21 protein-coding genes are annotated in these 21,829 nt (G+C 69.3%); 9 read left to right on the top strand and 12 right to left on the bottom strand.

The genetic code is table 11. From position 1 onward, the window contains the following. Nucleotides 1-17 precede the first annotated feature (17 nt). A complete protein-coding gene (gene larC / locus BMZ83_RS00990; RefSeq protein WP_074874704.1) occupies nucleotides 18-1,331 on the bottom strand; it encodes a nickel pincer cofactor biosynthesis protein LarC in 1,314 nt (437 codons plus the stop codon). Between the two features lie 130 nt (nucleotides 1,332-1,461). On the opposite strand from larC, the gene BMZ83_RS00985 reads away from it, so the two are divergent. From BMZ83_RS00985 to BMZ83_RS00975, 3 genes are read left to right on the top strand one after another with little or no spacing between them, the layout of a single operon-like run. Continuing rightward, complete coding sequence (locus tag BMZ83_RS00985; RefSeq protein ID WP_074874702.1) at nucleotides 1,462-3,681, top strand: CDC48 family AAA ATPase; 2,220 nt, start codon at nucleotides 1,462-1,464, stop codon at nucleotides 3,679-3,681. A gap of 59 nt (nucleotides 3,682-3,740) precedes the next feature. After that, nucleotides 3,741-5,267: a hypothetical protein gene (locus BMZ83_RS00980; protein ID WP_074874700.1), complete on the top strand. Its 1,527-nt coding sequence runs from the start codon at nucleotides 3,741-3,743 to the stop codon at nucleotides 5,265-5,267. Nucleotides 5,268-5,316: 49 nt separating this feature from the next. Next, nucleotides 5,317-6,153: an aldo/keto reductase gene (locus tag BMZ83_RS00975; protein WP_074874698.1), complete on the top strand. Its 837-nt coding sequence runs from the start codon at nucleotides 5,317-5,319 to the stop codon at nucleotides 6,151-6,153. Between the two features lie 33 nt (nucleotides 6,154-6,186). Here the strand turns inward: BMZ83_RS00975 and BMZ83_RS00970 are convergent, their stop codons facing one another. The 7 genes from BMZ83_RS00970 to BMZ83_RS00940 all read right to left on the bottom strand — a co-directional run bounded on the left by BMZ83_RS00970 (nucleotide 6,187) and on the right by BMZ83_RS00940 (nucleotide 12,641). After that, nucleotides 6,187-7,257 (bottom strand): hypothetical protein, encoded by a 1,071-nt coding sequence (locus BMZ83_RS00970; RefSeq protein ID WP_074874696.1) that lies wholly within the window; start codon nucleotides 7,255-7,257, stop codon nucleotides 6,187-6,189. Then, complete coding sequence (locus tag BMZ83_RS00965) at nucleotides 7,254-7,439, bottom strand: DUF4177 domain-containing protein (protein ID WP_074874694.1); 186 nt, start codon at nucleotides 7,437-7,439, stop codon at nucleotides 7,254-7,256. The genes BMZ83_RS00970 and BMZ83_RS00965 overlap by 4 nt, the downstream gene beginning before the upstream one ends. A 44-nt stretch (nucleotides 7,440-7,483) precedes the next feature. After that, on the bottom strand, nucleotides 7,484-8,155 hold the full coding sequence (gene phoU / locus BMZ83_RS00960) for a phosphate signaling complex protein PhoU (protein ID WP_074874692.1): 672 nt from the start codon (nucleotides 8,153-8,155) through the stop codon (nucleotides 7,484-7,486). Continuing rightward, nucleotides 8,155-9,015, bottom strand: a complete 861-nt coding sequence (gene pstB, locus BMZ83_RS00955) for a phosphate ABC transporter ATP-binding protein PstB (protein ID WP_074874690.1) — start codon at nucleotides 9,013-9,015, stop codon at nucleotides 8,155-8,157. Before pstB ends, phoU begins: the two co-directional genes overlap by 1 nt. Continuing rightward, nucleotides 9,002-10,588 (bottom strand): phosphate ABC transporter permease PstA, encoded by a 1,587-nt coding sequence (pstA, locus tag BMZ83_RS00950; RefSeq protein WP_074874688.1) that lies wholly within the window; start codon nucleotides 10,586-10,588, stop codon nucleotides 9,002-9,004. Before pstA ends, pstB begins: the two co-directional genes overlap by 14 nt. Continuing rightward, nucleotides 10,585-11,574 (bottom strand): phosphate ABC transporter permease subunit PstC, encoded by a 990-nt coding sequence (gene pstC, locus BMZ83_RS00945; protein ID WP_074874686.1) that lies wholly within the window; start codon nucleotides 11,572-11,574, stop codon nucleotides 10,585-10,587. Before pstC ends, pstA begins: the two co-directional genes overlap by 4 nt. A gap of 62 nt (nucleotides 11,575-11,636) precedes the next feature. Continuing rightward, on the bottom strand, nucleotides 11,637-12,641 hold the full coding sequence (locus BMZ83_RS00940) for a PstS family phosphate ABC transporter substrate-binding protein (RefSeq protein WP_074874684.1): 1,005 nt from the start codon (nucleotides 12,639-12,641) through the stop codon (nucleotides 11,637-11,639). 272 nt (nucleotides 12,642-12,913) lie between these two features. Here BMZ83_RS00940 and BMZ83_RS00935 point away from each other — a divergent pair, with 272 nt between their 5' ends. Beyond that, the gene (locus tag BMZ83_RS00935) at nucleotides 12,914-13,915 is read left to right on the top strand and encodes a phosphate uptake regulator PhoU (RefSeq protein WP_074874682.1); all 1,002 of its coding nucleotides are present in this window, start codon (nucleotides 12,914-12,916) and stop codon (nucleotides 13,913-13,915) included. 101 nt (nucleotides 13,916-14,016) lie between these two features. Here the strand turns inward: BMZ83_RS00935 and BMZ83_RS00930 are convergent, their stop codons facing one another. Next, entirely contained in the window at nucleotides 14,017-14,388 is a 372-nt protein-coding gene (locus BMZ83_RS00930) for a 30S ribosomal protein S8e (RefSeq protein ID WP_074874680.1), read from the bottom strand. A gap of 91 nt (nucleotides 14,389-14,479) precedes the next feature. Between BMZ83_RS00930 and BMZ83_RS00925 the strand changes: the two genes are divergently transcribed. The 5 genes from BMZ83_RS00925 (at nucleotide 14,480) to hemG (ending at nucleotide 18,883) form a co-directional block, all read left to right on the top strand. Further along, nucleotides 14,480-14,929, top strand: a complete 450-nt coding sequence (locus tag BMZ83_RS00925; protein WP_074874678.1) for a DUF2240 family protein — start codon at nucleotides 14,480-14,482, stop codon at nucleotides 14,927-14,929. Continuing rightward, the gene (locus BMZ83_RS00920) at nucleotides 14,926-15,303 is read left to right on the top strand and encodes a hypothetical protein (protein ID WP_074874676.1); all 378 of its coding nucleotides are present in this window, start codon (nucleotides 14,926-14,928) and stop codon (nucleotides 15,301-15,303) included. Before BMZ83_RS00925 ends, BMZ83_RS00920 begins: the two co-directional genes overlap by 4 nt. A gap of 114 nt (nucleotides 15,304-15,417) precedes the next feature. After that, a complete protein-coding gene (locus tag BMZ83_RS00915) occupies nucleotides 15,418-16,437 on the top strand; it encodes a mechanosensitive ion channel family protein (RefSeq protein WP_074874674.1) in 1,020 nt (339 codons plus the stop codon). 71 nt (nucleotides 16,438-16,508) lie between these two features. Next, the gene (gene hemH / locus BMZ83_RS00910) at nucleotides 16,509-17,555 is read left to right on the top strand and encodes a ferrochelatase (protein ID WP_074874672.1); all 1,047 of its coding nucleotides are present in this window, start codon (nucleotides 16,509-16,511) and stop codon (nucleotides 17,553-17,555) included. Continuing rightward, nucleotides 17,552-18,883, top strand: coding sequence for a protoporphyrinogen oxidase (gene hemG / locus BMZ83_RS00905; protein WP_074874669.1), 1,332 nt, complete (start codon nucleotides 17,552-17,554; stop codon nucleotides 18,881-18,883). Before hemH ends, hemG begins: the two co-directional genes overlap by 4 nt. A gap of 25 nt (nucleotides 18,884-18,908) precedes the next feature. On the opposite strand, the gene hemE is transcribed toward hemG, so the two are convergent. The 3 genes from hemE to BMZ83_RS00890 form a co-directional block, all read right to left on the bottom strand. Further along, the gene (gene hemE, locus BMZ83_RS00900) at nucleotides 18,909-19,922 is read right to left on the bottom strand and encodes a uroporphyrinogen decarboxylase (protein WP_074874667.1); all 1,014 of its coding nucleotides are present in this window, start codon (nucleotides 19,920-19,922) and stop codon (nucleotides 18,909-18,911) included. A gap of 99 nt (nucleotides 19,923-20,021) precedes the next feature. Further along, a complete protein-coding gene (locus BMZ83_RS00895) occupies nucleotides 20,022-20,726 on the bottom strand; it encodes a DUF2270 domain-containing protein (RefSeq protein WP_074874665.1) in 705 nt (234 codons plus the stop codon). Nucleotides 20,727-20,837: 111 nt separating this feature from the next. Further along, entirely contained in the window at nucleotides 20,838-21,782 is a 945-nt protein-coding gene (locus BMZ83_RS00890; protein ID WP_074874663.1) for a biotin--[acetyl-CoA-carboxylase] ligase, read from the bottom strand. Nucleotides 21,783-21,829: the final 47 nt, after the last annotated feature.

The following is a 21,829-nucleotide window of genomic DNA, read 5'->3' as shown; positions in this document are numbered from 1 at the left end:
CCCGGGGGGCCGACCGATCACTCCCGGACCGCGTCCTCGGCCCGCCGTACCACTTCCCGGACCGGGGCCCCCGTCTCCCGGGCGACGGACAGCGCGTCGTCGTACTCCGCGCTGTAGTCGAACACGTCGCCGTCCTCGTCGCTCGCGATCTTCACCGCCACCTCGTACCGCTCGCCGTCGACCTCGACCGTGGCCGTCCCGAACTCGCGGTTCGCGACCCACCGGTGGCCGGCGCCGTGCTCCCGCACGCCGAGGGTCCCGGTCTCCTCGGCCAGCCGCCGCGCAACGCGCTCGGCGTCGTTCGGGCGGCAGATCACCTTCACCAGGTGACCGGGGCGGGACTTCTTCATCGTCGTCGGGACGATGGTCACGTCCCGCGCGCCCGCCTGGGTGAGCGTCTCCTGCAGGCTCCCCAGCACCTCCGGGGTGGCGTCGTCGAGGTTCGTTTCGAGGACCGAGATCCCCTCCCGAGTGAGGCCGCCCTCGGCCTCGCCGACCAGCGCGCGCACCACGTTCGGGTGCTGCTCGAACTCCTTCGCCCCGGCGCCGTAGCCGGAGGCGTCGACGCGCAGTTCGGGGAGGCTCTCGACCCCCTCCGCGACGGCGGCGAGGATCGCCGCGCCCGTGGGCGTGAGCAGTTCCGTCCCGATCGGGCCGCCGCGCATCGACCAGTCCGCGCGCTCGGCGATCTCGACCACCGCGGGCGAGGGGACGGGGTAGGTGCCGTGGGAGAACGTCACCTCGCCGCCGCCCGCCCGGACCGGCGTGGTCACGACGCGCTCGACGCCCTGCTCCCGGAGGTCATCGAGCAGGAGCATACACCCCACCACGTCGGCGATGGCGTCGTCGGTGCCGACCTCGTGGAAGCCCGTCTCCTCGAGTTCCATGCCGTGGACCGATGCTTCGGCCTCCCCGAGGATCCGGAACGCCGCCAGCGCGTCCGCCTCGACGGCCTCGGGGAGGGCCATCGACTCGACGAGGTCGACGACCTCCGCGTAGGTACGGGTGTGGCCATGCCCCTCGGCGTCGCCGCCGTGGGAGTGGTCGTGATCGTGCGGGTCGCCCTCGCCGTGGTCGTGACCGCCGTCGCCGTGATCGTGGGAGGGGCTGTGTGCGCCCTCCTCGTCGTCGTGGTCGGCGGCGTCCTCGTGCACCACCCGAACCCGGGTCGCGCGAATGGCGTTCCGCATGACCCGTTCAGTCTCGAACCGGACCGGGAGCGATTCCGTGACGCGGTCGAACACCGACCCGTCGGCGCCGGCCGCGAGCAGGGCGCCGAGCAGCATGTCGCCGGCGGCGCCGGTCCGGCCGTCGAACGCGAGCGTCTGCATACCGCCGCTGGGGCGCCGGCGGAGAAAGAGGCGACGATTCGACGTCCGGATTGGTGCAGAAAACTTCGCCCTAACGCCACACTTATGCGCCGACGACCCGTGGTTGTACGTAACTCACTCCGGGTCACTCATGAACGAAGTTCAACTGGAAGTCGCGAAAGCGTACCCGAACGATTCGGGCCGTGGCATCGCTCGGCTCGATCCCGACACCCTGCTGCACCTCAAGCTCTCCCCCGGGGACATCATCGAAATCGAGGGCGCCGAGACCACCGCCGCGAAGGTCTGGCGCGCCGATCGACAGGACTGGAACACCGACACGGTTCGCATCGACGGCTTCACGCGACAGAACGCCGACGTGAGCATCGGCGAGCGCGTCACCATCCGCAAGGCCGAAGCCGAGACCGCCGAGAAGCTCACCCTCGCGCCGCCGGAGGACGCCTCCGTACAGTTCGGCTCCGAGGCCGCCGGCATGGTCAAACGGCAGATCCTCAAGCGCCCGGTGGTCGAGCGCGACATCGTCCCCGTGATGTCGAGCACGAACCACCCGTTCATGCGCTCGCCCGGGCAGGCGATCCCGCTGATCGCCGTCGACACCGAGCCCGACGGCGTCTGCCTGATCACCGAGGAGACCGAGGTCGAACTCCGGGAGGAGCCCATCTCCGGGTTCGACAAGACCGGCGGCGGGATCACCTACGAGGACATCGGCGGCCTCGAGGACGAGATCCAGCGCGTCCGGGAGATGGTCGAACTGCCGATGAAACACCCCCAGATCTTCAAGAAACTCGGCATCGAGCCGCCCCAGGGGGTGTTGCTCCACGGGCCGCCCGGCACCGGGAAGACCCTGCTCGCGAAGGCCGTCGCCAACGAGACCTCCGCGAGCTTCTTCTCCATCGCCGGCCCGGAGATCATCTCGAAGTACTACGGCGAGTCCGAACAGCAACTGCGGGAGATCTTCGAGGACGCCAAAGACGAGAGCCCCGCCATCGTCTTCATCGACGAACTCGACTCGATCGCGCCCAAGCGTGAGGACGTGACCGGCGAGGTCGAGCGCCGCGTCGTCGCCCAGCTGCTGACGATGATGGACGGCCTCGACTCCCGCGGGCAGGTGATCGTCATCGGCGCCACCAACCGCGTCGACAGCGTCGATCCCGCGCTCCGCCGGCCGGGCCGGTTCGACCGCGAGATCGAGATCGGCGTCCCCGACGAGACCGGGCGCAAGGAGATCCTCCAGATCCACAGCCGCGGGATGCCGCTGTCGGACGACATCGACCTCGACCACCTCGCCGCCGAGACCCACGGCTTCGTCGGCGCCGACATCGAGAGCCTGAGCAAGGAGGCCGCGATGAAGGCGCTGCGGCGCTACCTCCCCGAGATCGATCTCGACGAGGAGGAGGTGCCGCCCAGCCTGATCGACCGCATGATCGTCAAGCGGGACGACTTCCGCGGCGCGCTTAACGAGGTCGAACCCAGCGCGATGCGGGAGGTGCTGGTCGAACTCCCCAAGATCACCTGGGACGACGTGGGCGGGCTCACCGACCCCAAACAGCAGGTGAAGGAGGCCGTCGAGTGGCCGCTCTCCAGCCCCGAGAAGTTCGAGCGCATGGGCGTCGAGGCGCCGAAGGGGGTGCTACTGTACGGCCCGCCCGGCACCGGGAAGACGCTGATGGCGAAAGCCGTCGCCAACGAGACCAACGCCAACTTCATCTCGGTCCGCGGCCCGCAACTCCTCTCGAAGTGGGTCGGCGAGTCCGAGAAGGCGATCCGGCAGACGTTCCGGAAGGCCCGGCAGGTCTCGCCCACGATCATCTTCTTCGACGAGCTCGACTCGCTCGCGCCGAGCCGGGGCGACCAGGCCGGCACGAACGTCTCCGAGCGCGTCGTCAACCAGCTGCTCACCGAGCTCGACGGCCTCGAGGAGATGGGCGAGGTGATGGTCATCGGCGCCACCAACCGCCCGGACATGATCGACCCGGCGCTGATCCGCTCGGGGCGGTTCGACCGGCTCGTGATGGTCGGCGCGCCCGACCAGGAGGGTCGCGAGCGGATCCTCGAGATCCACACCGAGAACACGCCGCTCGCCCCCGACGTGAGCCTCCGGGAGGTCGCCGAGATCACCGACGGCTACGTCGGCTCGGACCTGGAGTCGATCTGTCGGGAGGCCGCCATCGAGGCGCTCCGGGAGGACGACGACGCCGACGACGTGGAGATGCGTCACTTCCGGCAGGCCATCGAGGCGGTCCGGCCCACCATCACCGACGACCTGATGAGCTACTACGAGAGCGTCGAGGAGGAGTTCCGCGGCAGCTCCAGCGCGAACGTGGACCGGGGCAACCGCCTCGGCTTCCAGTAAGCGCAAACAGCCCTTTTCGTTTACACAACGGCCTTTAGCGGCCGGTCCCATCTGAGAGCATGCGACGACGTGCCCTCCTCACGACGCTCGCGAGCGGGAGCGCCCTGCTCGCCGGCTGTGCCGCCGGCGACCCGACCGGGACGGATCCGCGAACCGATACCGACACGTCGACGCCCGGCGGTACCGAGCCGTCGCCGACTGAACCGACCGGTGCCCCCGACGAAGTGGTCGAACTGGACGGCAACGCGCTGTTCGGCGCCAGCGTCGTCGACCTCGAGACGGCCGACCGCACGTACGCCCTCTCGCCGATGCGGTTCCGTACCGAAACCGGCGCCGAGGTCCGGATGCGGTTCGACGCGACGGCGACGGCCGAGCACCCCGCTCGGCTGGTCGCCTCCATCCAGAACGTCGACGAGTACCCCGAGCAGTTCGACCTCGACTGGCTGCCACCCTTCGGCCGGCCCAGCAGCGAACCGCCTCGCGAGCACCACGAGCGACTGATGGGCGCCGGCCTCCGCGACGAGGGGAGTCTGGTGCTCGCGCCGACGCCGAACCACGATCTCGTCAACGATCCGCCGGCGGTCGAGCGCGACGCCGACGGCCACTGGCGCCTGGCCGGCGGGATCGACCGCTGGCTGCCAGAGACGCTCACGCTCGACGTCGGGGAGGCAGTCCGCGGCGAGTACGCGGTCGTCGGCCACCCCGAGGGTTCGGGCCGGCCGACCGGCGTCTACGAGTTCCTCCGCCCCGGCGACGCGGCGGACGCGAGCGTCACGGTCTGGCAGACGAGCGCGCCCGGCCCCGACGGGGAGTCGCGATTCGCGGGCGAGTCGGTCCCGTCGATCGGCGGGGACGGCGAGGCCGGACTCGGCTGGTACCACACTGCCGACGCGTCCTCGGGCGCGTATCTCCGCCCCGAGACCGAGCGGGCCGACCTCCCCGCGGGGATCACGTTCCAGTTCGTCAACCACACCCGCGAGGAGCTGGGCTGTGGTCACTGGTACGTGTATAAACTCCACGACGGCGAGTGGTTCGATCTCGGTCCGTACGTCCGGACCGCCGAGTGCCGGATGGTCCCGCCCGCGGGGACGAAGTCCTGGACGCTGCACGCCTACCGCGGCGGCGGGAGCCTCCCGCCCGAGAACGGCCGCGCGTACCCCTTCCTCGGCGGCGGCCGCTACGCCGTCTCGGTCGGCTACGGCGACGAGTCGTCGTCGAGCACGGCGATGATCGAACTCACCGGCGACCCGATCGAGATCGTCCCGACCGACGACGTGACGAGCGACCGCGACGGGAGCACGGTCGTCGTGACTCACCCCGAGTGGAGGGAGGGAGGCGACGAGGCGGCGACGCTCACGCTCACGCGGGCCGACTCGGCCGGGGAGACGCTGATCAGCGAGCAGGTGATGCGCCGACGGTTCCGCAGCCTCCGGAACACGCTCGCGTTCGTCGAGGACGGCGTCGAAGCGGTTCGACTCAGAACCACCGAACGCGCCGCCCACGGCTCGATCGGCTACGACGGATCGACCCGGCGCTTCCGGGTCGACGGGCAGGCCTACGAACTCTCGGCGTCGGGGATGGAGTAGCGCTGCCGGTAGCACAACACCCAACCCCGGACCGACCCTCGATTCGTGTATGACGACCAACCAGAGCGACACGTTCGAGATCGGCGAGTACACCGTCCACCGACTCGGCTTCGGCGCGATGCGACTCTGTGGCGAGAACGTCATCGGCGCGCCCGACGACGAGGAAGCGGCCCGCGAGGTCGCACGCGAAGCGGTGGACCTCGGCGTGGACTTCGTCGACACGGCCGACTCCTACGGCCCCGGGACGAGCGAGCGCCTGCTGAGCGAGGCCGGCGTCGTCGACGACGCCCTCGTCGCGACGAAGGGGGGCCTGCTCCGGAACCCGGACGGGGACTGGCTGCCCCACGGCGATCCCGACTACCTCCGGAACGCCGCGCTGGCGTCGACGGACCGACTCGGCGTCGACAGCATCGACCTCTACCAACTCCACCGGCCGGATCCGGACACCGACTTCGAGGAGTCGGTCGCCACCCTCGGCGAACTCAAGGACGACGGGCTGGTCGAGAACGTCGGGCTGAGCAACGTCTCGGTCGAGCAGTTGGAGACCGCCCGGGACCACGTCGAGGTGGCGACCGTCCAGAACGAGTACAACCTCACGAACCGCGAGCACGAGGACGTGCTCGACGCCTGCGAGGCCGCCGGGATCGGATTCATCCCGTACTTCCCCGTCGGTGCTGGCGACCTCGACGGGAAAGCCGCGGCCGTCGACGCGGTCGCCGACGCCCACGACGCCTCGCGCTACCAGATCGCGCTGGCGTGGCTGCTCCAGCGGTCGGACGTGACGCTCCCGATCCCGGGGACGTCGAGCGTCGAGCACCTGCGGGAGAACGTCGCGGCGAGCGCGATCGACCTCGGCGACGGGGAGCTCGGGCGGCTGAGCGAGTAGCGCCGCCACGGCTTCGCCCGGTGTGGTCGGGCCCTACCGCTGGGAGCCACGGAGGATGAGCGGACCGATCGCGAGCGTCCGTTTGGCGACGGTCGCGATCCGGGAGATGTAGGAGACGAGCAGCAGGAACGGGAGCGAGGTCACGGTGAACCCGGCACCGACGACCCAGACGACGTTCTGGACGCCGAGAGTTACGCCCGGGATGGGGGCGGTCCCGAAGAAGCCGAGCATCGCGCCGGCGACGAGCAGGGCGGGTACCGACACGTAGAGGATCAGCTGGGAGAGGTCGATCAGCGCCCACTGGAAGTACAGCGTCTTGATGTGCTCCCGGGCCGGCCCCCACATCGAGAGCGCGGTTTTGAACTCGGACAACACCGTCTCGGTGTCCTCGTCGATCTCGTCGGCGTACTCGTCGGCGATCCGTTCGACCTGGAATATCTTCCAGCTATAGTTGAAGTTGAGCGCGCCGTACAGCACGTCGAAGCTGCCGAACCGTGCGCCGTCGAGCTCTTCCTGGACGGCGTCGGCGTTGCCGGTGACGCTGTCGGTGAACTCGTCGACCTCCGCCCGGAGATCGTTGTCGTCGCTCCCCGAGACCGACCCCCGCAGCGTCTCGGCACGCTCTTTCGTCTCGTTCACGAGTTCCTGGAGGAACGCCGAGGGATCGACGGGCACGGGCTCTTCGACCATGTCGCTCATGTAGTTGCGGAAATCCATCGTGTTGCTCATCCGCGCGTGTTGGTCGCCCAGCGGCCCGTTCTCCTGTGAGATGACGAGCTGGCTGATCGTGACGATCAGGGTGGTGCCGGTGATGATCGCTCCGAGCATCGTCGAGAAGATGGTCGCTTTCGTGTCGCCCGTGTTGAGGTTCTCGTAGAAGCCGCCGACGCTTCCGATCGCGACGAACGTGGCGAACAGGAGTAGCCCGAGCGCGGCAGTGACGACCAGCCTGTTCGCGCTCAGGATCACGTAGAGTTTCAGCCGGCTCTCGTCGGCCCGCTCACGCATCGTGTTCGCCGTCGAGATATCCGTGTCGCCGGACGTCTCTAACTCCGTCCCCGAGCCCGCTTCGGCGTCGACGCCGTCGTCCGGGTCGATGCTCATTCGTCGACCCGCCGTTTGAGGACGAGGAGGTTCGTCCCGCCCCCGACGTAGTCGATCGTGTCCGCGAGCTCCCAGCCCTCCTTCCCGAGTTCGTTGAGTGCCGCTTTCGGGTCAACCGATTCCTTCTTCGTCGCCCCGCGCGGCGGCTTCAGGGTCTCGTACTCCCACTGTTCGGACGCCATGGGCGTACCTCTTGACCACGACTGAAAAATCCGGGGTCGACGGCTCAGTAGATCAGTTCGTCGGAGTTCTCGACCATGTACAGCGTCCGGGCGGCGACGTTGACCGCGTGGTCGCCGACGCGTTCGAGGTCCCGAACCGTGAGCAGGAGGCGGGACACGTCGGCCATCAGGTCCTCGACCTCCTCCTGGTCGTTGGCTTCCTTCTCGATCAGGTCCCGGACGATGGTCTCGGAGGCGGCCTCACAGAGCGCGTCGAGGTCGTCGTCGCGCTCCGCGACCGCGAAGCAGCCGTCGGCGTCCTCGTCCTCGTAGGCCGCCATCGCCATCGCGAGCATCTCCAGGGTCTCGTCGCCGATGCGCTGGACGTCCACGTCGGGGAACACCTCGTAGCGGGCCTCCTTCGCGTACCCGCCGAGGTTCGTGGCCAGGTCGGCGATGCGTTCGAGGTCGGTGATGATCTTGAACGAGGAGGCGATGAAGCGCAGGTCCCCGGCGACGGGCTGCTGGAGCGCCAGCAGGTCGACGCAGTCCCGTTCGAGTTCGAGGTAGAGCTCGTTCACCTCGCTGTCGCGCTCGATCACCTCCTGGCCGAGTTCTTCGTCCTGCTGTTCGAGGGCGTCCAGTCCCATGCGGAGGCGCTCGGCGACGACCTCCCCCATGTAGAGCACGTCCTCGCGGAGCGATTCGAGCTGTCGTTGGTAGTCGTCTCGTGGCATTATCCGAACTTCCCCGTGATGTAGTCTTCGACCCGCTCGTTCTCCGGGTTCTCGAAGATCTTCTCCGTGTCGTCGAACTCCACCAGTTCCCCGCCGGTGAGGAACACGGCGGTCTTGTCGGAGATGCGGGCGGCCTGCTGCATGTTGTGCGTGACGATGACGACGGTGTACTCCTCGGCCATCTCGTCGATGAGGTCCTCGATCTTCGAGGTGGCGACGGGGTCGAGCGCCGACGCCGGCTCGTCCATCAGCACCACCTCGGGGTCGACGGCGATCGCGCGGGCGATGCAGAGTCGCTGCTGCTGTCCGCCCGAGAGGTCGAGCCCGGACTGATCGAGTTGGTCCTTCACCTCGTCCCACAGCGCCGCATTCCGCAGCGCGTCCTCGACTTTCTCGTCTAAGTTCTCGGTGCGGTCCTGCAGGCGCAGCCCGTAGGCGACGTTGTCGTAGATGCTCTTCGGGAAGGGGTTGGGCTGCTGGAACACCATCCCGATGCGCCGTCGCAGCGCCACGGGGTCCACGTCGTCGTCGTAGACGTTCTTCCCGTCGAACAGCATCTCGCCCTCGACGCGCGCGGCGTCGATCAGATCGTTCATCCGGTTGATGCTCCGGAGGTACGTCGACTTGCCACAGCCCGAGGGGCCGACCATCGCGGTCACCCGCTTCTCGGGGATCTCCATGCTCACCGACCGCAGCGCCTGGTTGTCGTTGTACCAGACGCTGAGGTCGCGGCTCTCGATGATCGTCGACGCCTCACCGTCGGCGTCCCGGTCGCGCCCCCGGCCCTCGGGGACGCCCACCGCGTACTCGTCGCCGCTCGATCCCTCGCTCACGTCAGTCCTCTTGTCAGCGTTGCTCATAGTGGTTGCGCACGTAGATCGCTATCGAGTTCATGCTCAGCATCGCCGTCAGCAGCACCACGATGCCCGCCGCGAGCACGGTGGTGTAGAACGCCGGGCTCGCGTACGTCGACGCCCAGACGTACAGCTGGAGCGGCATCGCGCCGATGGTGGAGGTCCAGGAGTCGGGGATCCCGAACACCTGCGCCGCGCCGATCACCAGCAGCGGCGCGGTCTCGCCGATCGCCCGCGAGAGCGCGAGGATCGTCCCCGTCAGGATCCCGGGGAACGCCCGGGGCAGCACGACGTTCTTCACGGTCTGCCAGCGGGTCGCGCCCATGCCGTAGGACGCCTGCCGCGCGGAGTCCGGGACCGCCCGGATCGCCTCGCGGGCGGAGATGATCACGATGGGGAAGACGAGCAGCGCGAGCGTCGCGCCGCCGACCAGCAGCGTCCCGGTCGGCTGGCCGGCGTATCGGACGAACAGGCCCAGCCCCAGCAGGCCGTACACGACGCTCGGTACCCCGGCGAGGTTGCTGATGTTCACGTCGATGATCCGGGTGAACGTCGTATCGGGGGCGTACTCCTCCAGATACACCGCGGCGCCGACGCCCGCCGGAACGGCGATGGCGGCGACGACGAACATCAGCAGGATCGTGCCCACGATGCCGGAGTAGATCCCCACCGAGCGGGGGTCGCCGCTCTGGGTCGTGCTGGTCAGGAAGCCCCAGTCGACCCAGGCCGCGGGCCCGGTCAAGCCGAGCGCGCCGACGAGCAGTTCGCCCGCGAGCGCGCCGCCGACGATCACCGCGGGCAGCAGGAGCCCGATCCGGCGCTCGGGTCGTTCCCGCAGAACGATCGTGACGTAGAGCGCGGTCGGAACGGCGGCGAACATCGTGAGGGCGACACCCGGGATCGCCCCGAACCCGGTCGCCGTCCCGAGGACGCCGCCGACGGCGCTCCCGAACAGGATCGCCGCGCCGGCGATCCAGCCGTCGCGACGGCCCCAGCGCCCCTCGATCCAGCGACCGAGCAGGAACGCCTCGGGGAGGCCGAGCGTCAGCACGAGCACCATCCAGTCCGCGGGCACCGTCGGCAGCCCCTGCACGAGCCCCGGGACGACCAGTAGGGAGCCGGCGGTGACGCCCAGCACCGCACCCAGTTCGGCGAGGAACGGGATCGAGCGGTCGGTCCGACGGAGCGCGACGACGACGCCGGCGGGGACCGCGAGCGCGATCACGAAGGAGAGCCAGACCAGCGTCGGGATCACGTCGATGAACAGCGCCGCCAGGCCGCCGGCGTACAGCGCCGCGATGCCCGGCATCACGGTGCCGAGCAGCCCCGTCGCGAGCGTACCGTAGCTCCGCCGGTAGCACCACCAGCCCGTCGCCACGGTGGGGACGACGAGCGTGAGGAGGAAGACGAGGTGCCAGCCCGGATCGGCCGACAGTGGCTGGAACGCGTCGTTGGCGACGTAGACGAGCAGCACCGCGAGCGTCAGGATCCCCGCCAACGTCGACGCGAACAGCACCGCGCGGAACAGCTTGCCGATCCGTCGACTGACCCGGCCGAACCGCTCGTCGGCGTTGCTCATTGGTACTCCTCCTGGTACCGCCGGGCGATCAGGTCACTCAGTACGTTCATGCCGAGGGTGATCACGAACAGCACCAGCCCGACCGCGAACAGGCTGCGGTAGGCCAGCCCCCCGCCGGTCACGTCGCCGGTCAGGAGCTGGATCATCGCCGCCGTCATCGTCATCCCGGGTTCGAGGTAGGAGTCGGGATCGAACAGCGAGAGGTAGGAGGCGAGGCTCGTCGGGTCGAAGCTCCGCGCCAGCGAGCCGCCGGCGAGGGTCACCGCCATCGTCTCGCCGATGGCTCGCGAGAGCGCGAGGATGAACGAGGAGAAGATGCCGGACGCCGCCGCGGGGACGACGATCCCCGTCGACACGTCGTACTTGGTCGCACCCATCCCGTAGCCGGCCTGTCGGAGGTCGTCGGGCACCGCCTGCATCGCGTCCTCGCTGACGGATGCGACCATCGGGAGGATCATGATGCCGACGACGATGCAGGCCGAGGCGACGTTGAACAGGCCGTCGACGCCGAACAACGTGTCGAGCACCGGCGTGATGTACGCCACCGCGAAGATCCCGTAGATGATCGAGGGGACGCCCGCCAGGATCTCCAGTGCGGGCTTGAGGTACGACCGCGCTCGCTCGCTCGCGTACTCGCTGAGGTAGAGCGCGGTCGCGACGCCCAGCGGGATCGCGATCAGCCCCGCACCGAAAGTCACCATCAGCGTCACCGCCACCAGCGGCATGACGCCGAGGTTCGGCCCCTGGAGGCCCCACTCGCTGCCGGTGAAGAACTCCGTCAGCGTCGCCGTCGGGCCGTCGATGCCCAAAAGCGGCGCCGTGATCGTGAAGAACTTCGCGGCCTCGTAGACGAGGAGGCCGATGATACTCAGCGTCGTCGCAACCGAGAGCGCCGCACACCCGAAGAAGAACGCTTTCGCGAGCAGTTCCCGCGAGGAGTTCTGCGTCCGTCGGGTCAGCCCCTCGGTCGCCGCGTCCCCGCTCATGTTGAGTTATTCATCGGCGTATCCCCGAAAAAACGCTTCGTTGTGAGGCGCACGACTCGAGGTTACTCCGAGGCGGCCTCGACTGCCGACTCGAGTCGGTCGAGCATCTCGTCGCGCTCGGATTCGGTGTTGGGCACGTAGCCCACTTCGTCGGCGACGATCGACTCGCTGGTGCTGTTCTCGAGCCAGAAGCGGGCGAACTCGGCGACGTGTTCATCCGCCAGCTCTGACTGCGCGGGGTACGTGAAGAGCGGCCGCGAGAGCGGCTGGTACTCGCCGCTGCTCGCCGTCTCGAGGGTCGGCTTCACGCAGCCGTCGCCGTTGTCGATCCCGAGCGCGGTCACGCGGTCGGTGTTCTCGGAGTAGTAGGCGAAGCCCATGTAGCCGATCGCGAACTCGCTGTTGGCGACGCCGTTGATGATCTGGTTGTCCTGCTCGGTCGACTGGTAGTCGGTCCGGTGTTGCTCTTCCTCGCCGAGGACCTCCTCGAGGAAGTAGTCGAACGTCCCGGAGGCGTCGGTCGGGCCGTAGAGCTGGATCTCCTCGTCGGGCCAGTCACCGTTCACGTCGCTCCAGGTCGTCGGCTTACTCTCGGCCGACCAGATCTCCGCGAGCTGCTCGACCGTGACGCACTCCTCGCCGTCCTCGCCGAACCAGCTGGCGTCGTTGTTGACGACGACGGTGAGCGCGTCGGTGGCGACCTTCAGTTCCACCGGCGTCACGTCGTTGCTCGAACACTGCTCCTCCTCGGTTTCGGTGATCGGGCGGGAGGCGTTGTTGAAGTCGGTGTCCCCCGTACAGAAGTAGTTCGTGAAGCCGCCGCCGCTCCCGGTTGAGTTGACCGAGATGTCGACGTTCGGGTGTACGTCTTCGGCAGTGAACTCCCCGCGCATCGCGACCGCGAGCGGGAACACCGTCGAGCTCCCCGAGATGTTGATGTCACCCGAGAGCCCGCCGTCGGTTTCGGTCCCCGTGTTGCTGGTACAGCCGGCTGCCGCGACCGCCCCCGTCGCGGCGGCGCCGGCCAGGAACGTTCGTCGGGAAACGCCGTCGGTCTGTTTTGCCATCACTGAGTGCCAGGACGTTCGAAGGTAAATACACTACTATGAAATCTATATAGACACACGTTTGCAAACTGTTCGCATGCACGGCTCCGCCCAGCGGGAACTGATCACCGCCGCGTCCCCGGTTTCCTTCTCCGGACCGTCGAATACCGACTACCGAACCGAGTCGGTATCCGGAGTTACGTTCCGGGGAGCGCCGCCCGATGGACGCCGACGTGCCGGAGTATATAGTTGAGAGGAACGTTTAACATCGGCGGCGCGTCTACGTACCGTCGATGGTCGAGACCCGGAAGGTGCAGGTGACCGGCGGTTCGACGTTCACCGTGTCGATTCCTAAAGACTGGGCCACCGGGAACGACGTCGGGGCCGGCACGCGCGTCGAGTTCCACCCGGAGGGCGACTCGCTGATCCTGACGCCCGTCAGCGAGGCCGAACGCACCGAGGGGAGCCTCGACGTGGCGGGGCTGGAGGGCGAGGAGCTCCGCCGCGCCGTGATGACGATGTACGTCTCGGGGTTCGACGTGATCTCCTTCGAGGCCGACCGGATCACGACCGATCAGCGCCGGACGATCCGGCAGGCGACCCAGAGCCTCGTCGGGCTGGAGGTGTTAGAGGAGACCGCCGACCGCATGGTCGTCCGGGACCTGCTCGACTCCTCGGAGCTGTCGATCCACAACGCGGTCGACCGGATGCGGCTGATCGCGTCGTCGATGCTCGACGACGCCGTCGAAGCCCTGGCCACTGGCGACGGGGACCTCGCGGCGGACGTGATCCAGCGCGACGACGACGTGGACCGCCTCTACATGGTGGTCTCCCGGATCTTCCGGGCGACGCTCCGGAGCCCGACCGCCGCCGAGGAGCTGGGCCTCCCCCGCGAGGTCTGTTTCGACTACCACTCGAGCGCCCGGCAGTTGGAGCGCGTCGCCGACCACGCGACGAAGATCGCCCACCTCTCGCGTGAACTCGAGGGCACGCCGCCCGAGGAGGTAACCGAGTCGCTCCGCGAGCTCCACGGCGCGGCCGCGACCGTGATCGAGGACGCGATGGCCGCGCTGGTCGCCGACGGGAACGACGAGGCGATCCGGCTGGCCAACGGCGCCCGCGAGCGCGTCCAGGAGATCGACGCGAGCGCCCGCGAGATCGACGAGCTACTGCGGGACCTCGATCCGGCACGGGCACAGCTCCTCGGACTCATCGTCGATTCGCTCACCCGGTCGGCGGACTACGGCGGGAACGTCGCCGAAACCGCGCTGCAGAAGGCGGCACCGACGCCCTGATCGGTCCACGGTGAACCTCGTCGACCGCTGTGTGACGCCGGAACGTTTCGCGTAGCTGTCGCTCCCCCTCGACGACCGGCCGCAGGAAACGAGACGCGTCCCTATTCGACGACGACGGCGCTCACCTGCCCGGACTGGCCGGGACGGGAGGTGACACGCGCCGTGCCGGCGCTGGTCTCGATGACCGCGCCCTTCGTGATGATGTTCCGCCGGACGTAGTTGACGTTGGCCGGGTTCTCGGTCACGTCCTCGATCTCTGCCTCGACGGTCTCCTCGCCGTCGGCGACCTGCGCCACGTTCGTCGAGAGCGCGCGGATCTTGCGCTCGTTCCCGCGGGCGTCGATGGTTCGGAACCGCGGCTCGGCGACGGTTGTCTCGGTGGGCTCGTTACCCAGCTGGTGGCGCTTCTTCTTTCGGGATCGGACGCGTCGCCCCCCGGTTCGCTTGCGCGGAGAGGGTCCCTGGTCTTGCATACTCGCGGGAACGGCCAGCGAGCACTTGAAGCGTTCGACTCCCGACGGCCGCTCCGCAACGCTTAGGCCCGCCGCCACACGCCACACGAGCATGAGTCTGGAGACCACCGTCGCCGTCCCGTTCCGGCAGGAGGGCCGGGACCGACTGGGCGACGGCGAGTTCGTCGTCGCGCTCTCGCTGGACCGGGACTGGTTCTCCCCGGACCAGGCCAAGCGCGTGGTCGACGTGGCACTGGGCCGGGGCCTGCTCGAACGCGATGACGGCGACCTGGTCGCGGCGTTCGATCCCGACGGCGTCGACGTGCCCGAGGAGTTCACCCCCGACGCCGACGTGCTGCGCGAACAGAGCGCCTTCGAGCAGGTGCTCGACCGCGTCACCGACGCCGGCGTGGAGAAGCAGGCCGCCGTCGCGGGCATCAACGAACTCCAGCGCGAGCTGGGACTGACCATCGAGGCCGCCGCCGTCGTCTACGCGCGCCGCGAGGGCGTCGACGTGAGCGATGCCGCGGGCGCGGCCCGCGACTCGGTGCTGAGCGAATGAGTACGGACCGGATCCGGGACGGCCACCGGATCGCCCAACTGCTGGCCTCCGAACTGGAGAGCGGCGCCAGCCCCGACGCGTTCGCGGTCACCGACGCCGACCCCGACGTGGAACCCACGCCCGAGGGAGCGCTGGCGTATCGCGTGCGCGACACCGCGACCGACGGGACGATCGCGACCGTCTACGTCCAGCCCGACCGCGTCCGCGTGGAGTTCCGCGCCGCGCCCGCGGCGGTCGCCGAGGCCGCGGAAGCCGAGGGGCTTCGAGTCCGACCGAAGGCCGCCGCCCCGCCCCGGACCGTCGTGTTCGTCGAGGACGGCGCCCAGGTCAAGCGCGTGCGGTCCGCCTTCGGCGCCGCGCTCGGCGACGGCTGATCGGGGTTCGAGGCGCTCGCTTCCCCGTCCCCCGCGGTCGGGACCCCAGCCGCTTCGCCTCCCGAACAGTTCACCGACGGCAACGCTTTTTCCGGGGCGGTGGGATGTGGGGGCGTGAACGTCGGTCAGTTCCCCGACCCGATACGGTTCGTCGGGTCGCTCATCGACAGGGTGGCCCCCCTCTTCCCCAACTGGGGGAACTCCCCAGCCGTGAGCTTCCTGATCCTGGTGCTGTTCACGGTCTTCGGCTACACGCTGTCGCGGTACGTCGTACGGCTCGTGGGCCGCCAGGTCGCCAAGCGCTTCCGGCGCCAGAGCGTCGCCCAACAGATACTCCGGCTGATCCGGGCGCTGGTCTCGCTCTTTTTCTTCCTGATCGGCGCCGGGCTGGTCGGCCTCGAACTGGGCAACGTCGTGCTCTCTGTCACGGTGTTCTCGGCCGTGATCGGGATCGTGCTGGCGCCGCTGGTCGGGTCGATGGTCAACGGCCTGTTCCTGTTGGCCGACGAGCCCTACGAGATCGGCGACATGATCGAACTGCCCGACGGCACCCGGGGGTTCATCGACGACATCACCATCCGGTACACCAAGATCTTCACGCTCGACAACACGTTCCTCGTGATCCCCAACGACGTGATCCGGCAGGACAAGGTGACGAACCTCTCGGCGGAGGACGAACGGACCCGGCTCTCGCTCTCCGTCGAGATAACGTACGAGAGCGACGTGGAAACCGCCCGGTCGCTCATCGAGAGCGCGGCGAGGAAGGTCGAGGAGGTGCTCGAGGGCGGCCCGGACATCCGGATCGGCTCGGCGCGCTACCCCGCACGGCCCACCTGCTACATCGACGAGTTCCACGACGACGGCGTGATCCTGACGCTTCGCTACTGGGTCGACCGCCCGTACAAGCTCATGACCGCCCGCTCGCGCGTCCAGACGGCGATCTGGGACCGGTTGAACGAGCAGGACGTCGACGTGGAGATCGCCTACCCCCACCGCCACATGGTGTTCGACGACACCAGCGGCGAGGCCCGGGTCGCGACCCGCGAGGCGGCCGAGCGGGAGGCCGTCGACTCCGCTGCCGTCCGTGGTGAGGCCAGCGGATCGGAGAGCGCGGACGCCGAGGGCGATCCCTGACTCGGCGCGCTTCCGCGCGGGCGCGCGCCTGAACCGTTACCTTTCTGCCTCGCCGGGTCCCAGTCCCGGGCATGACCACAGGGATCGCCGTGCTCAACTTCGGTGAGCCGGCCACGGCCGACCGGGAGGTCGTCGAGGACTACCTCGAACGCATCTTCTTCGCGAACATGGACATCGAGGGCGAGACCACCGAGGCGGCGGCCCGCGAACGCGCCAGCAAGCTGGCGGAACGCCGTGCGCCCGGCCTGATGGAGGAGTACGGCGATATCGGCGGCTCGCCGCTGAACGCCCACGCGCGGCGACAGGCCGAGCTCGTCGAGACCGAACTCCGGGACCGCGGCTACGACGTGGAGACGTACGTCGGCTACCAGTTCATGGAGCCGTTCATCGGCGACGCCGCCGAGGCCGCCCACGACGACGGCGTCGACCGGCTCATCGGCCTGCCGGTCTACCCGCTGTGTGGTCCGTCGACGACCGTGCAGGCCCTGGAGAAGCTCTCGAGCGCCGTCGACGACCTCGACTGGGACGTCGACTACACCGAGATCACGGGCTATCACACCCACTCCGCCTACGCCCGCCTCCGCGCGGACAACATCCGCCGGACGCTCGACCGCGAGGGGCTCGAACTCGGTTCGGACACGCGGCTGATCTTCTCGGCCCACGGCACCCCCACCTACTACCTCGACGAGGGGAGCCGCTACGTCCAGTACGTCGAGGAGTACTGCGACATGGTCGCGGGGATGTTGGGCAACCCCGACTACGAACTGGGGTACCAGAACCACGCGAACCGCGACGTGGAGTGGACCCAGCCCGACGTGGAGGACGTCGTCGAGGAGATCGACGCCGAGCGGATCGTCGTCGACCCCACGAGCTTCATGCACGAACAGAGCGAGACGCTCGGGGAGCTCGACGACGACCTGCGCGAGGAGGCCGAGGAAGCGGGGCTGGGCTTCACCCGCGTCCCGGTCCCCTACGACGACGAGCGGTTCGTCGGGCTGCTCGCCGACCTCACCGAACCGTTCATCGCCGACTTCGACCCGGACCTCTACGGCCTCCAGCAGTGTAAGTGCCGGCCGGAGCCGAACGCGATGTGTCTGAACGCCCGGCGCAACGAATGAGCGACGCCGAGGACGCGGCCGACGACGCCGGCACTGCCCCCAGCGTCGCGATCGTCGGCGCCGGGTTCACCGGCCTCTCGACGCTGCACGCGCTCGCGGAGCGGGGCGTCGACGCGGTGACGTACGAGGCGACCGACGAGGTCGGCGGCGTCGTCAAGAGCCGCGAGATCGGGGGGAAACTGCTCGAAGTCGGCCCCCAGCGACTGCGGATGACCGACGCGATCCGGGCGATGGTGACCGACCTCGACATCGCCGACGAGGTGCTCACGGCGGACGACGACCTGCCGCTGTTCGTCTACGCCGACGGGGACCTCCGGGAGGTGCCGCGGTCGCTGTCGGCGTTCCGTCGCACGGACCTGCTGTCGACGCGGGGGAAACTCCGGCTGCTGGCCGAACCGCTGACGGACCCGATCGACCCCGCGGAGTCCGCACAGGACGCGTTCGTCCGGAAGTTCGGCACCGAGGCGTACACGAACCTGATCGCGCCGCTGTTCGGCGGGACGTACGGCTCCGACCCCGCCGAGATGCCGGCGAAACACGCGCTGAAGCCCATGATGGGGCTCGAGAGCCGGAAGGGGAGCCTGCTGCGCGCGGCGCTCTCCCGGCTGGTGTTCTCCGGGGAGGAGACGCCACCAGCGGCGAGTTTCGAGTCGGGGCTCCAGCGGCTCCCGAAGGCGCTGGCCGACGAGTACGCGGGACGACTCAACCGCGAGACGCCGGTAACGGGGATCGAGCGCGCCGGTTCGGGTGCCGACTCGGTGTGGCTCGTCCACACCGAGGACGACACCCAGCGCGTGGACCACGTCGTGCTCACGACGCCCGCCGACACCACCGCCGACATCGTGGAGGGCGTCGACGCCGAGAGCGCCGCCGCGCTCCGGGAGTTCAACTACAACCCGCTGGTGCTGGTCCACCTGGAGAGCCGGGCCCGCGCCGAGGGGTTCGGCTACCAGGTGCGCCGGACGGAGCCGATGCGCACGCTGGGCGTGACGTGGAACTCCAGCCTGTTCGACCGCGACGGCGTCTACACCGCCTTCCTCGGCGGGATGCACGACCCCGACGCGATCGAGCGCGACGACGAGACGCTGGGCGGGACAGCCGCCGAGGAGTTCAAGCGCGTGATGGGCGTCGACGCCGAGGTGCTCCACGTCGAACGCATGCCGCGGGCGTTCCCGGCGTGGGACGACTCCTGGGCGGCCAGCGAGCGCGTGGACCTGCCCGAGGGAATCACGCTCGCGACCAACTACACCGGTCGGATGGGGCTCCCCTCCAGGGTTCGCGAGGCGCGGCGGCTGGCCGGGGAGCTCTCGAACTCCGTGGGCGAGTAGCCGGAGCGGTCCCGCGTCTCGGGCCTTACTCCCACTCCCAGTTCTTCGCGGTCTCGACGAACGCCTCCACGCCCTCGATGGGCGTGTCGCGGTTGACGCCGTGGCCCAGGTTGAGGATGTGGCCTTCAGGCCCCGCAGCCTCGATGATCCCCGCGGTTCGCTCGCGGACCGTTTCGGGATCGGCGTACAGCAACGAGGGGTCGAGGTTCCCCTGCACGGGCGTCCCGCCGAGTTCCGCCCGGGCGGTCGCCATGTCGACGGTCCAGTCGAGCGCGACCACGTCGGCGCCGGTGGCCTCGAGGCTCTCCAGCCGTCCGCCCATGTTCCGGACGAACTCCACCGTCGGCAGGTCGACGCTCTCGACGATCTCGCGGTGGAGCGGCAGCACGTACTCCGCGTAGTCGGCGGGCGGCAGCACGCCCGCGTAGGTGTCGAACAGCTGGACGGCGTCGGCCCCGTGGTCGGCCTGCATCCGGAGGTACTCGGCGACGACGCCCGCGAAGCGCTCCATCAGTTCGAGGAACGCTTCGGGGTGGCGGGCGCGGAACTTCCGGACTTCCTTCCGCCCGCGGTCCGGACCGCCGGCGACGACGTACGACGCGAGGGTGAACGGCCCGCCCGCGAACCCCAGCACGGCGTCCTCGTCGGCGACGCTCCCGCTCAGGCGGTCCAGCAGGTCGGCGACGAAGCCGAGCTCCTCGCGCACGTCGCCGCGCCGGCGGGCCACGTCGTCCGGCCCCTCGACGGGGTTCTCGATCACGGGGCCGACGCCGGACTCGATGTGGTAGTCGAACCCCAGCGGTTCGAGGCAGGTGAGGATGTCCGAGAACATCACGACGCCGTCGACGCCGTAGCGATCGTACGGTTGGAGCGTGATCTCCTCGGCGACCTCGGGCGTCTCGATCGCCTCGCGGAAGGAGTACTGTTCGCGGAGGTCGCGGTACTCGGGGAGGTGGCGGCCGGCCTGTCGCATCAACCAGACGGGCGGGCGCTCGGTGCGCTCGCCGCGGGCGGCGCGGACGAGCAGCGGATCGGTCATAGTGGGGGTTCGGCGGGTCGGGGTTAGTGCGTTTCCGTTCGCGCTCCGGCGGCCCGGGTCGTGGAGCCGGAGCGGCTGGCCGGCGCGCGATCGGGCGGGCTATTTCCATACCCCGGTCTCGGATTCGGACTGCAGTTCGCCTTTCGCTTGCCGCCCGCTCGGCCAGAACGTGACCGCCAGAACGGACCCGTAGAACGCGGCGACGCCCAGGAGGACGAACTCCCCGGCGACCGCGCCGACGCTCGCAGCCCCAACCACACCCGTCGCGGTGCCGAACACGGTCAGCCGGACGACCCACGCGCTGATCAGGACGGAGATCAGGGGGAAGTACACCCGTCGGAGGCGACGGGACGTGGCTTCGTACGCGGATATCTTGATCGTCGGCTCGCGGAAGTCCTCGCTCAGGAGTTGCCGCCAGTTGGACTGCACGACGCCCTCCGGGTCGAGGGCGTTCGCGAACACGTTCTCCTCGAGGAGTCGGACCCGCGAGCGCCAGATGTCGTACACCCGGTATCGGCGGACCTCGATCCACAGGAAGATCGCCAACATCGCGACCCCGACGAGGAGGATGTAGTGGGGCCGCGAACCCGCGGAAAAGGCCCACGTGAGCAGCGTCGCCGTCACGACGACGGCCCAGTTGGTCGTCCTGTCGATCCGCGTCCGCCACGAGGTCATCCGGGAAAGCTCCCCGCGGTAGGTATGCCCCATGAGCGAGAGGAAGTCGGACCGGTCGGTGGCTGCCTCCCCGGCGATCTCGCGTTCCTCCGGGGACTCCGGGTCGAAATCGGGCGGGATGTCGGTCACTTTCGGCTCTAGACGCCCCGACTGTATAAGCGTGTGACACCACCCCACGCAGATCCTGCGAGCAGCTCCGGACGCCAACCTGCGGTATCTCGAAGCCCACGGCGGCCTCCCTCACACCGGCCGCAGGTGCTCACAGTCCCCGGCGGTCACCCGCTCGCGCTCCCCGTCGTCTGTTTCGACGACCAGCGCGCCGGGGAACGCCACGTCGACGGCCTCGCCCACGATCTCGCCGCCGGGGGTGTCCACCCGCACGCGCTGGCCGAGCGTCGCCGCGTGCTCGCGCCAGGCCTCGAGGATCGAGTCCGGGTCGTTCCGCAACTCGTCGAACGTCTCCAGCAGCCGCTGGGTGAAGACGCCGCGGTCGACCGGCTCGCCGCGTTCGATCTGGAGCGACGTGGCCCCCTCGGGCAGCGCGTCGGCGTCGACGTTCGCGTTCACCCCGATCCCGGCGACCAGCCACGCCACGCGGTCCGCTTCGCCCTCCATCTCGGTGAGGATCCCGCAGAGCTTCTTCCCGCCGCGCTCCCCCGACCCGCCCGCCAACACGTCGTTGGGCCACTTGATCCGCGCGTCGACGCCGGCCTCCCGCGCGGCGCGCGTGACCGCCACCGCGGCCGCGAGCGTGTAGACTGGGGCGTGGGCCGGCGGCGCGTCCGGGCGGAGCAGCAGCGAGGTGTAGACCCCGCCGGCGGGACCGCTCCAGCCCCGGTCGAGTCGCCCGCGGCCGGCGGTCTGCTCGTCGGCGACGACAGCCACGTCCGCTCGGCCCTCGTCGGCGAGTTCGCGGGCGCGCTCGTTGGTGGAGCCGATGCTGTCGTGGAACTCCACGTCGAAGGGCGTGTCGAGGCCGAACTCGATCGCGGCGCCGCCGAACTCCGGCACCTCCGTCACGCGGTAGCCGTCGTCGACGCTCTCGATGCCCAGCCCTTCCTCGCGGAGCGTCTCGACCTGCTTCCAGACCGCGGCGCGGGAGACCCCGAGGCGGTCCGCGAGTTCGGGGCCGGCGACGGGCCCCTCCGCGAGCGCGTCCAGGAGTGCGCGGCGCGTGTCGGTCATGGATCGTTGTGGGGGTGGTGGGGGTAAATCGGTCGTGGTGTGGCGTC

The organism is Halolamina pelagica (assembly GCF_900115675.1).
Classification (GTDB): domain Archaea; phylum Halobacteriota; class Halobacteria; order Halobacteriales; family Haloferacaceae; genus Halolamina; species Halolamina pelagica.
Note: the sequence above shows the minus strand (reverse complement) of the source record. Positions and strands in the feature narration are given on the sequence as shown.

Coding starts and splice junctions, on each gene's coding strand:
- hemE (WP_074874667.1), bottom strand. CDS start 19,922: ATGACCGATCCGCTGCTCGTCCGCGCCGCCCGCGGCGAGCGCACCGAG.
- BMZ83_RS00890 (WP_074874663.1), bottom strand. CDS start 21,782: ATGACCGACACGCGCCGCGCACTCCTGGACGCGCTCGCGGAGGGGCCC.
- pstA (WP_074874688.1), bottom strand. CDS start 10,588: ATGAGCAACGCCGACGAGCGGTTCGGCCGGGTCAGTCGACGGATCGGC.
- pstB (WP_074874690.1), bottom strand. CDS start 9,015: ATGAGCAACGCTGACAAGAGGACTGACGTGAGCGAGGGATCGAGCGGC.
- BMZ83_RS00930 (WP_074874680.1), bottom strand. CDS start 14,388: ATGCAAGACCAGGGACCCTCTCCGCGCAAGCGAACCGGGGGGCGACGC.
- BMZ83_RS00965 (WP_074874694.1), bottom strand. CDS start 7,439: ATGGCGTCCGAACAGTGGGAGTACGAGACCCTGAAGCCGCCGCGCGGG.
- BMZ83_RS00985 (WP_074874702.1), top strand. CDS start 1,462: ATGAACGAAGTTCAACTGGAAGTCGCGAAAGCGTACCCGAACGATTCG.
- larC (WP_074874704.1), bottom strand. CDS start 1,331: ATGCAGACGCTCGCGTTCGACGGCCGGACCGGCGCCGCCGGCGACATG.
- BMZ83_RS00970 (WP_074874696.1), bottom strand. CDS start 7,257: ATGAGCATCGACCCGGACGACGGCGTCGACGCCGAAGCGGGCTCGGGG.
- phoU (WP_074874692.1), bottom strand. CDS start 8,155: ATGCCACGAGACGACTACCAACGACAGCTCGAATCGCTCCGCGAGGAC.
- hemH (WP_074874672.1), top strand. CDS start 16,509: ATGACCACAGGGATCGCCGTGCTCAACTTCGGTGAGCCGGCCACGGCC.
- BMZ83_RS00920 (WP_074874676.1), top strand. CDS start 14,926: ATGAGTACGGACCGGATCCGGGACGGCCACCGGATCGCCCAACTGCTG.
- BMZ83_RS00925 (WP_074874678.1), top strand. CDS start 14,480: ATGAGTCTGGAGACCACCGTCGCCGTCCCGTTCCGGCAGGAGGGCCGG.
- hemG (WP_074874669.1), top strand. CDS start 17,552: ATGAGCGACGCCGAGGACGCGGCCGACGACGCCGGCACTGCCCCCAGC.
- BMZ83_RS00940 (WP_074874684.1), bottom strand. CDS start 12,641: ATGGCAAAACAGACCGACGGCGTTTCCCGACGAACGTTCCTGGCCGGC.
- BMZ83_RS00975 (WP_074874698.1), top strand. CDS start 5,317: ATGACGACCAACCAGAGCGACACGTTCGAGATCGGCGAGTACACCGTC.
- BMZ83_RS00980 (WP_074874700.1), top strand. CDS start 3,741: ATGCGACGACGTGCCCTCCTCACGACGCTCGCGAGCGGGAGCGCCCTG.
- BMZ83_RS00935 (WP_074874682.1), top strand. CDS start 12,914: ATGGTCGAGACCCGGAAGGTGCAGGTGACCGGCGGTTCGACGTTCACC.
- pstC (WP_074874686.1), bottom strand. CDS start 11,574: ATGAGCGGGGACGCGGCGACCGAGGGGCTGACCCGACGGACGCAGAAC.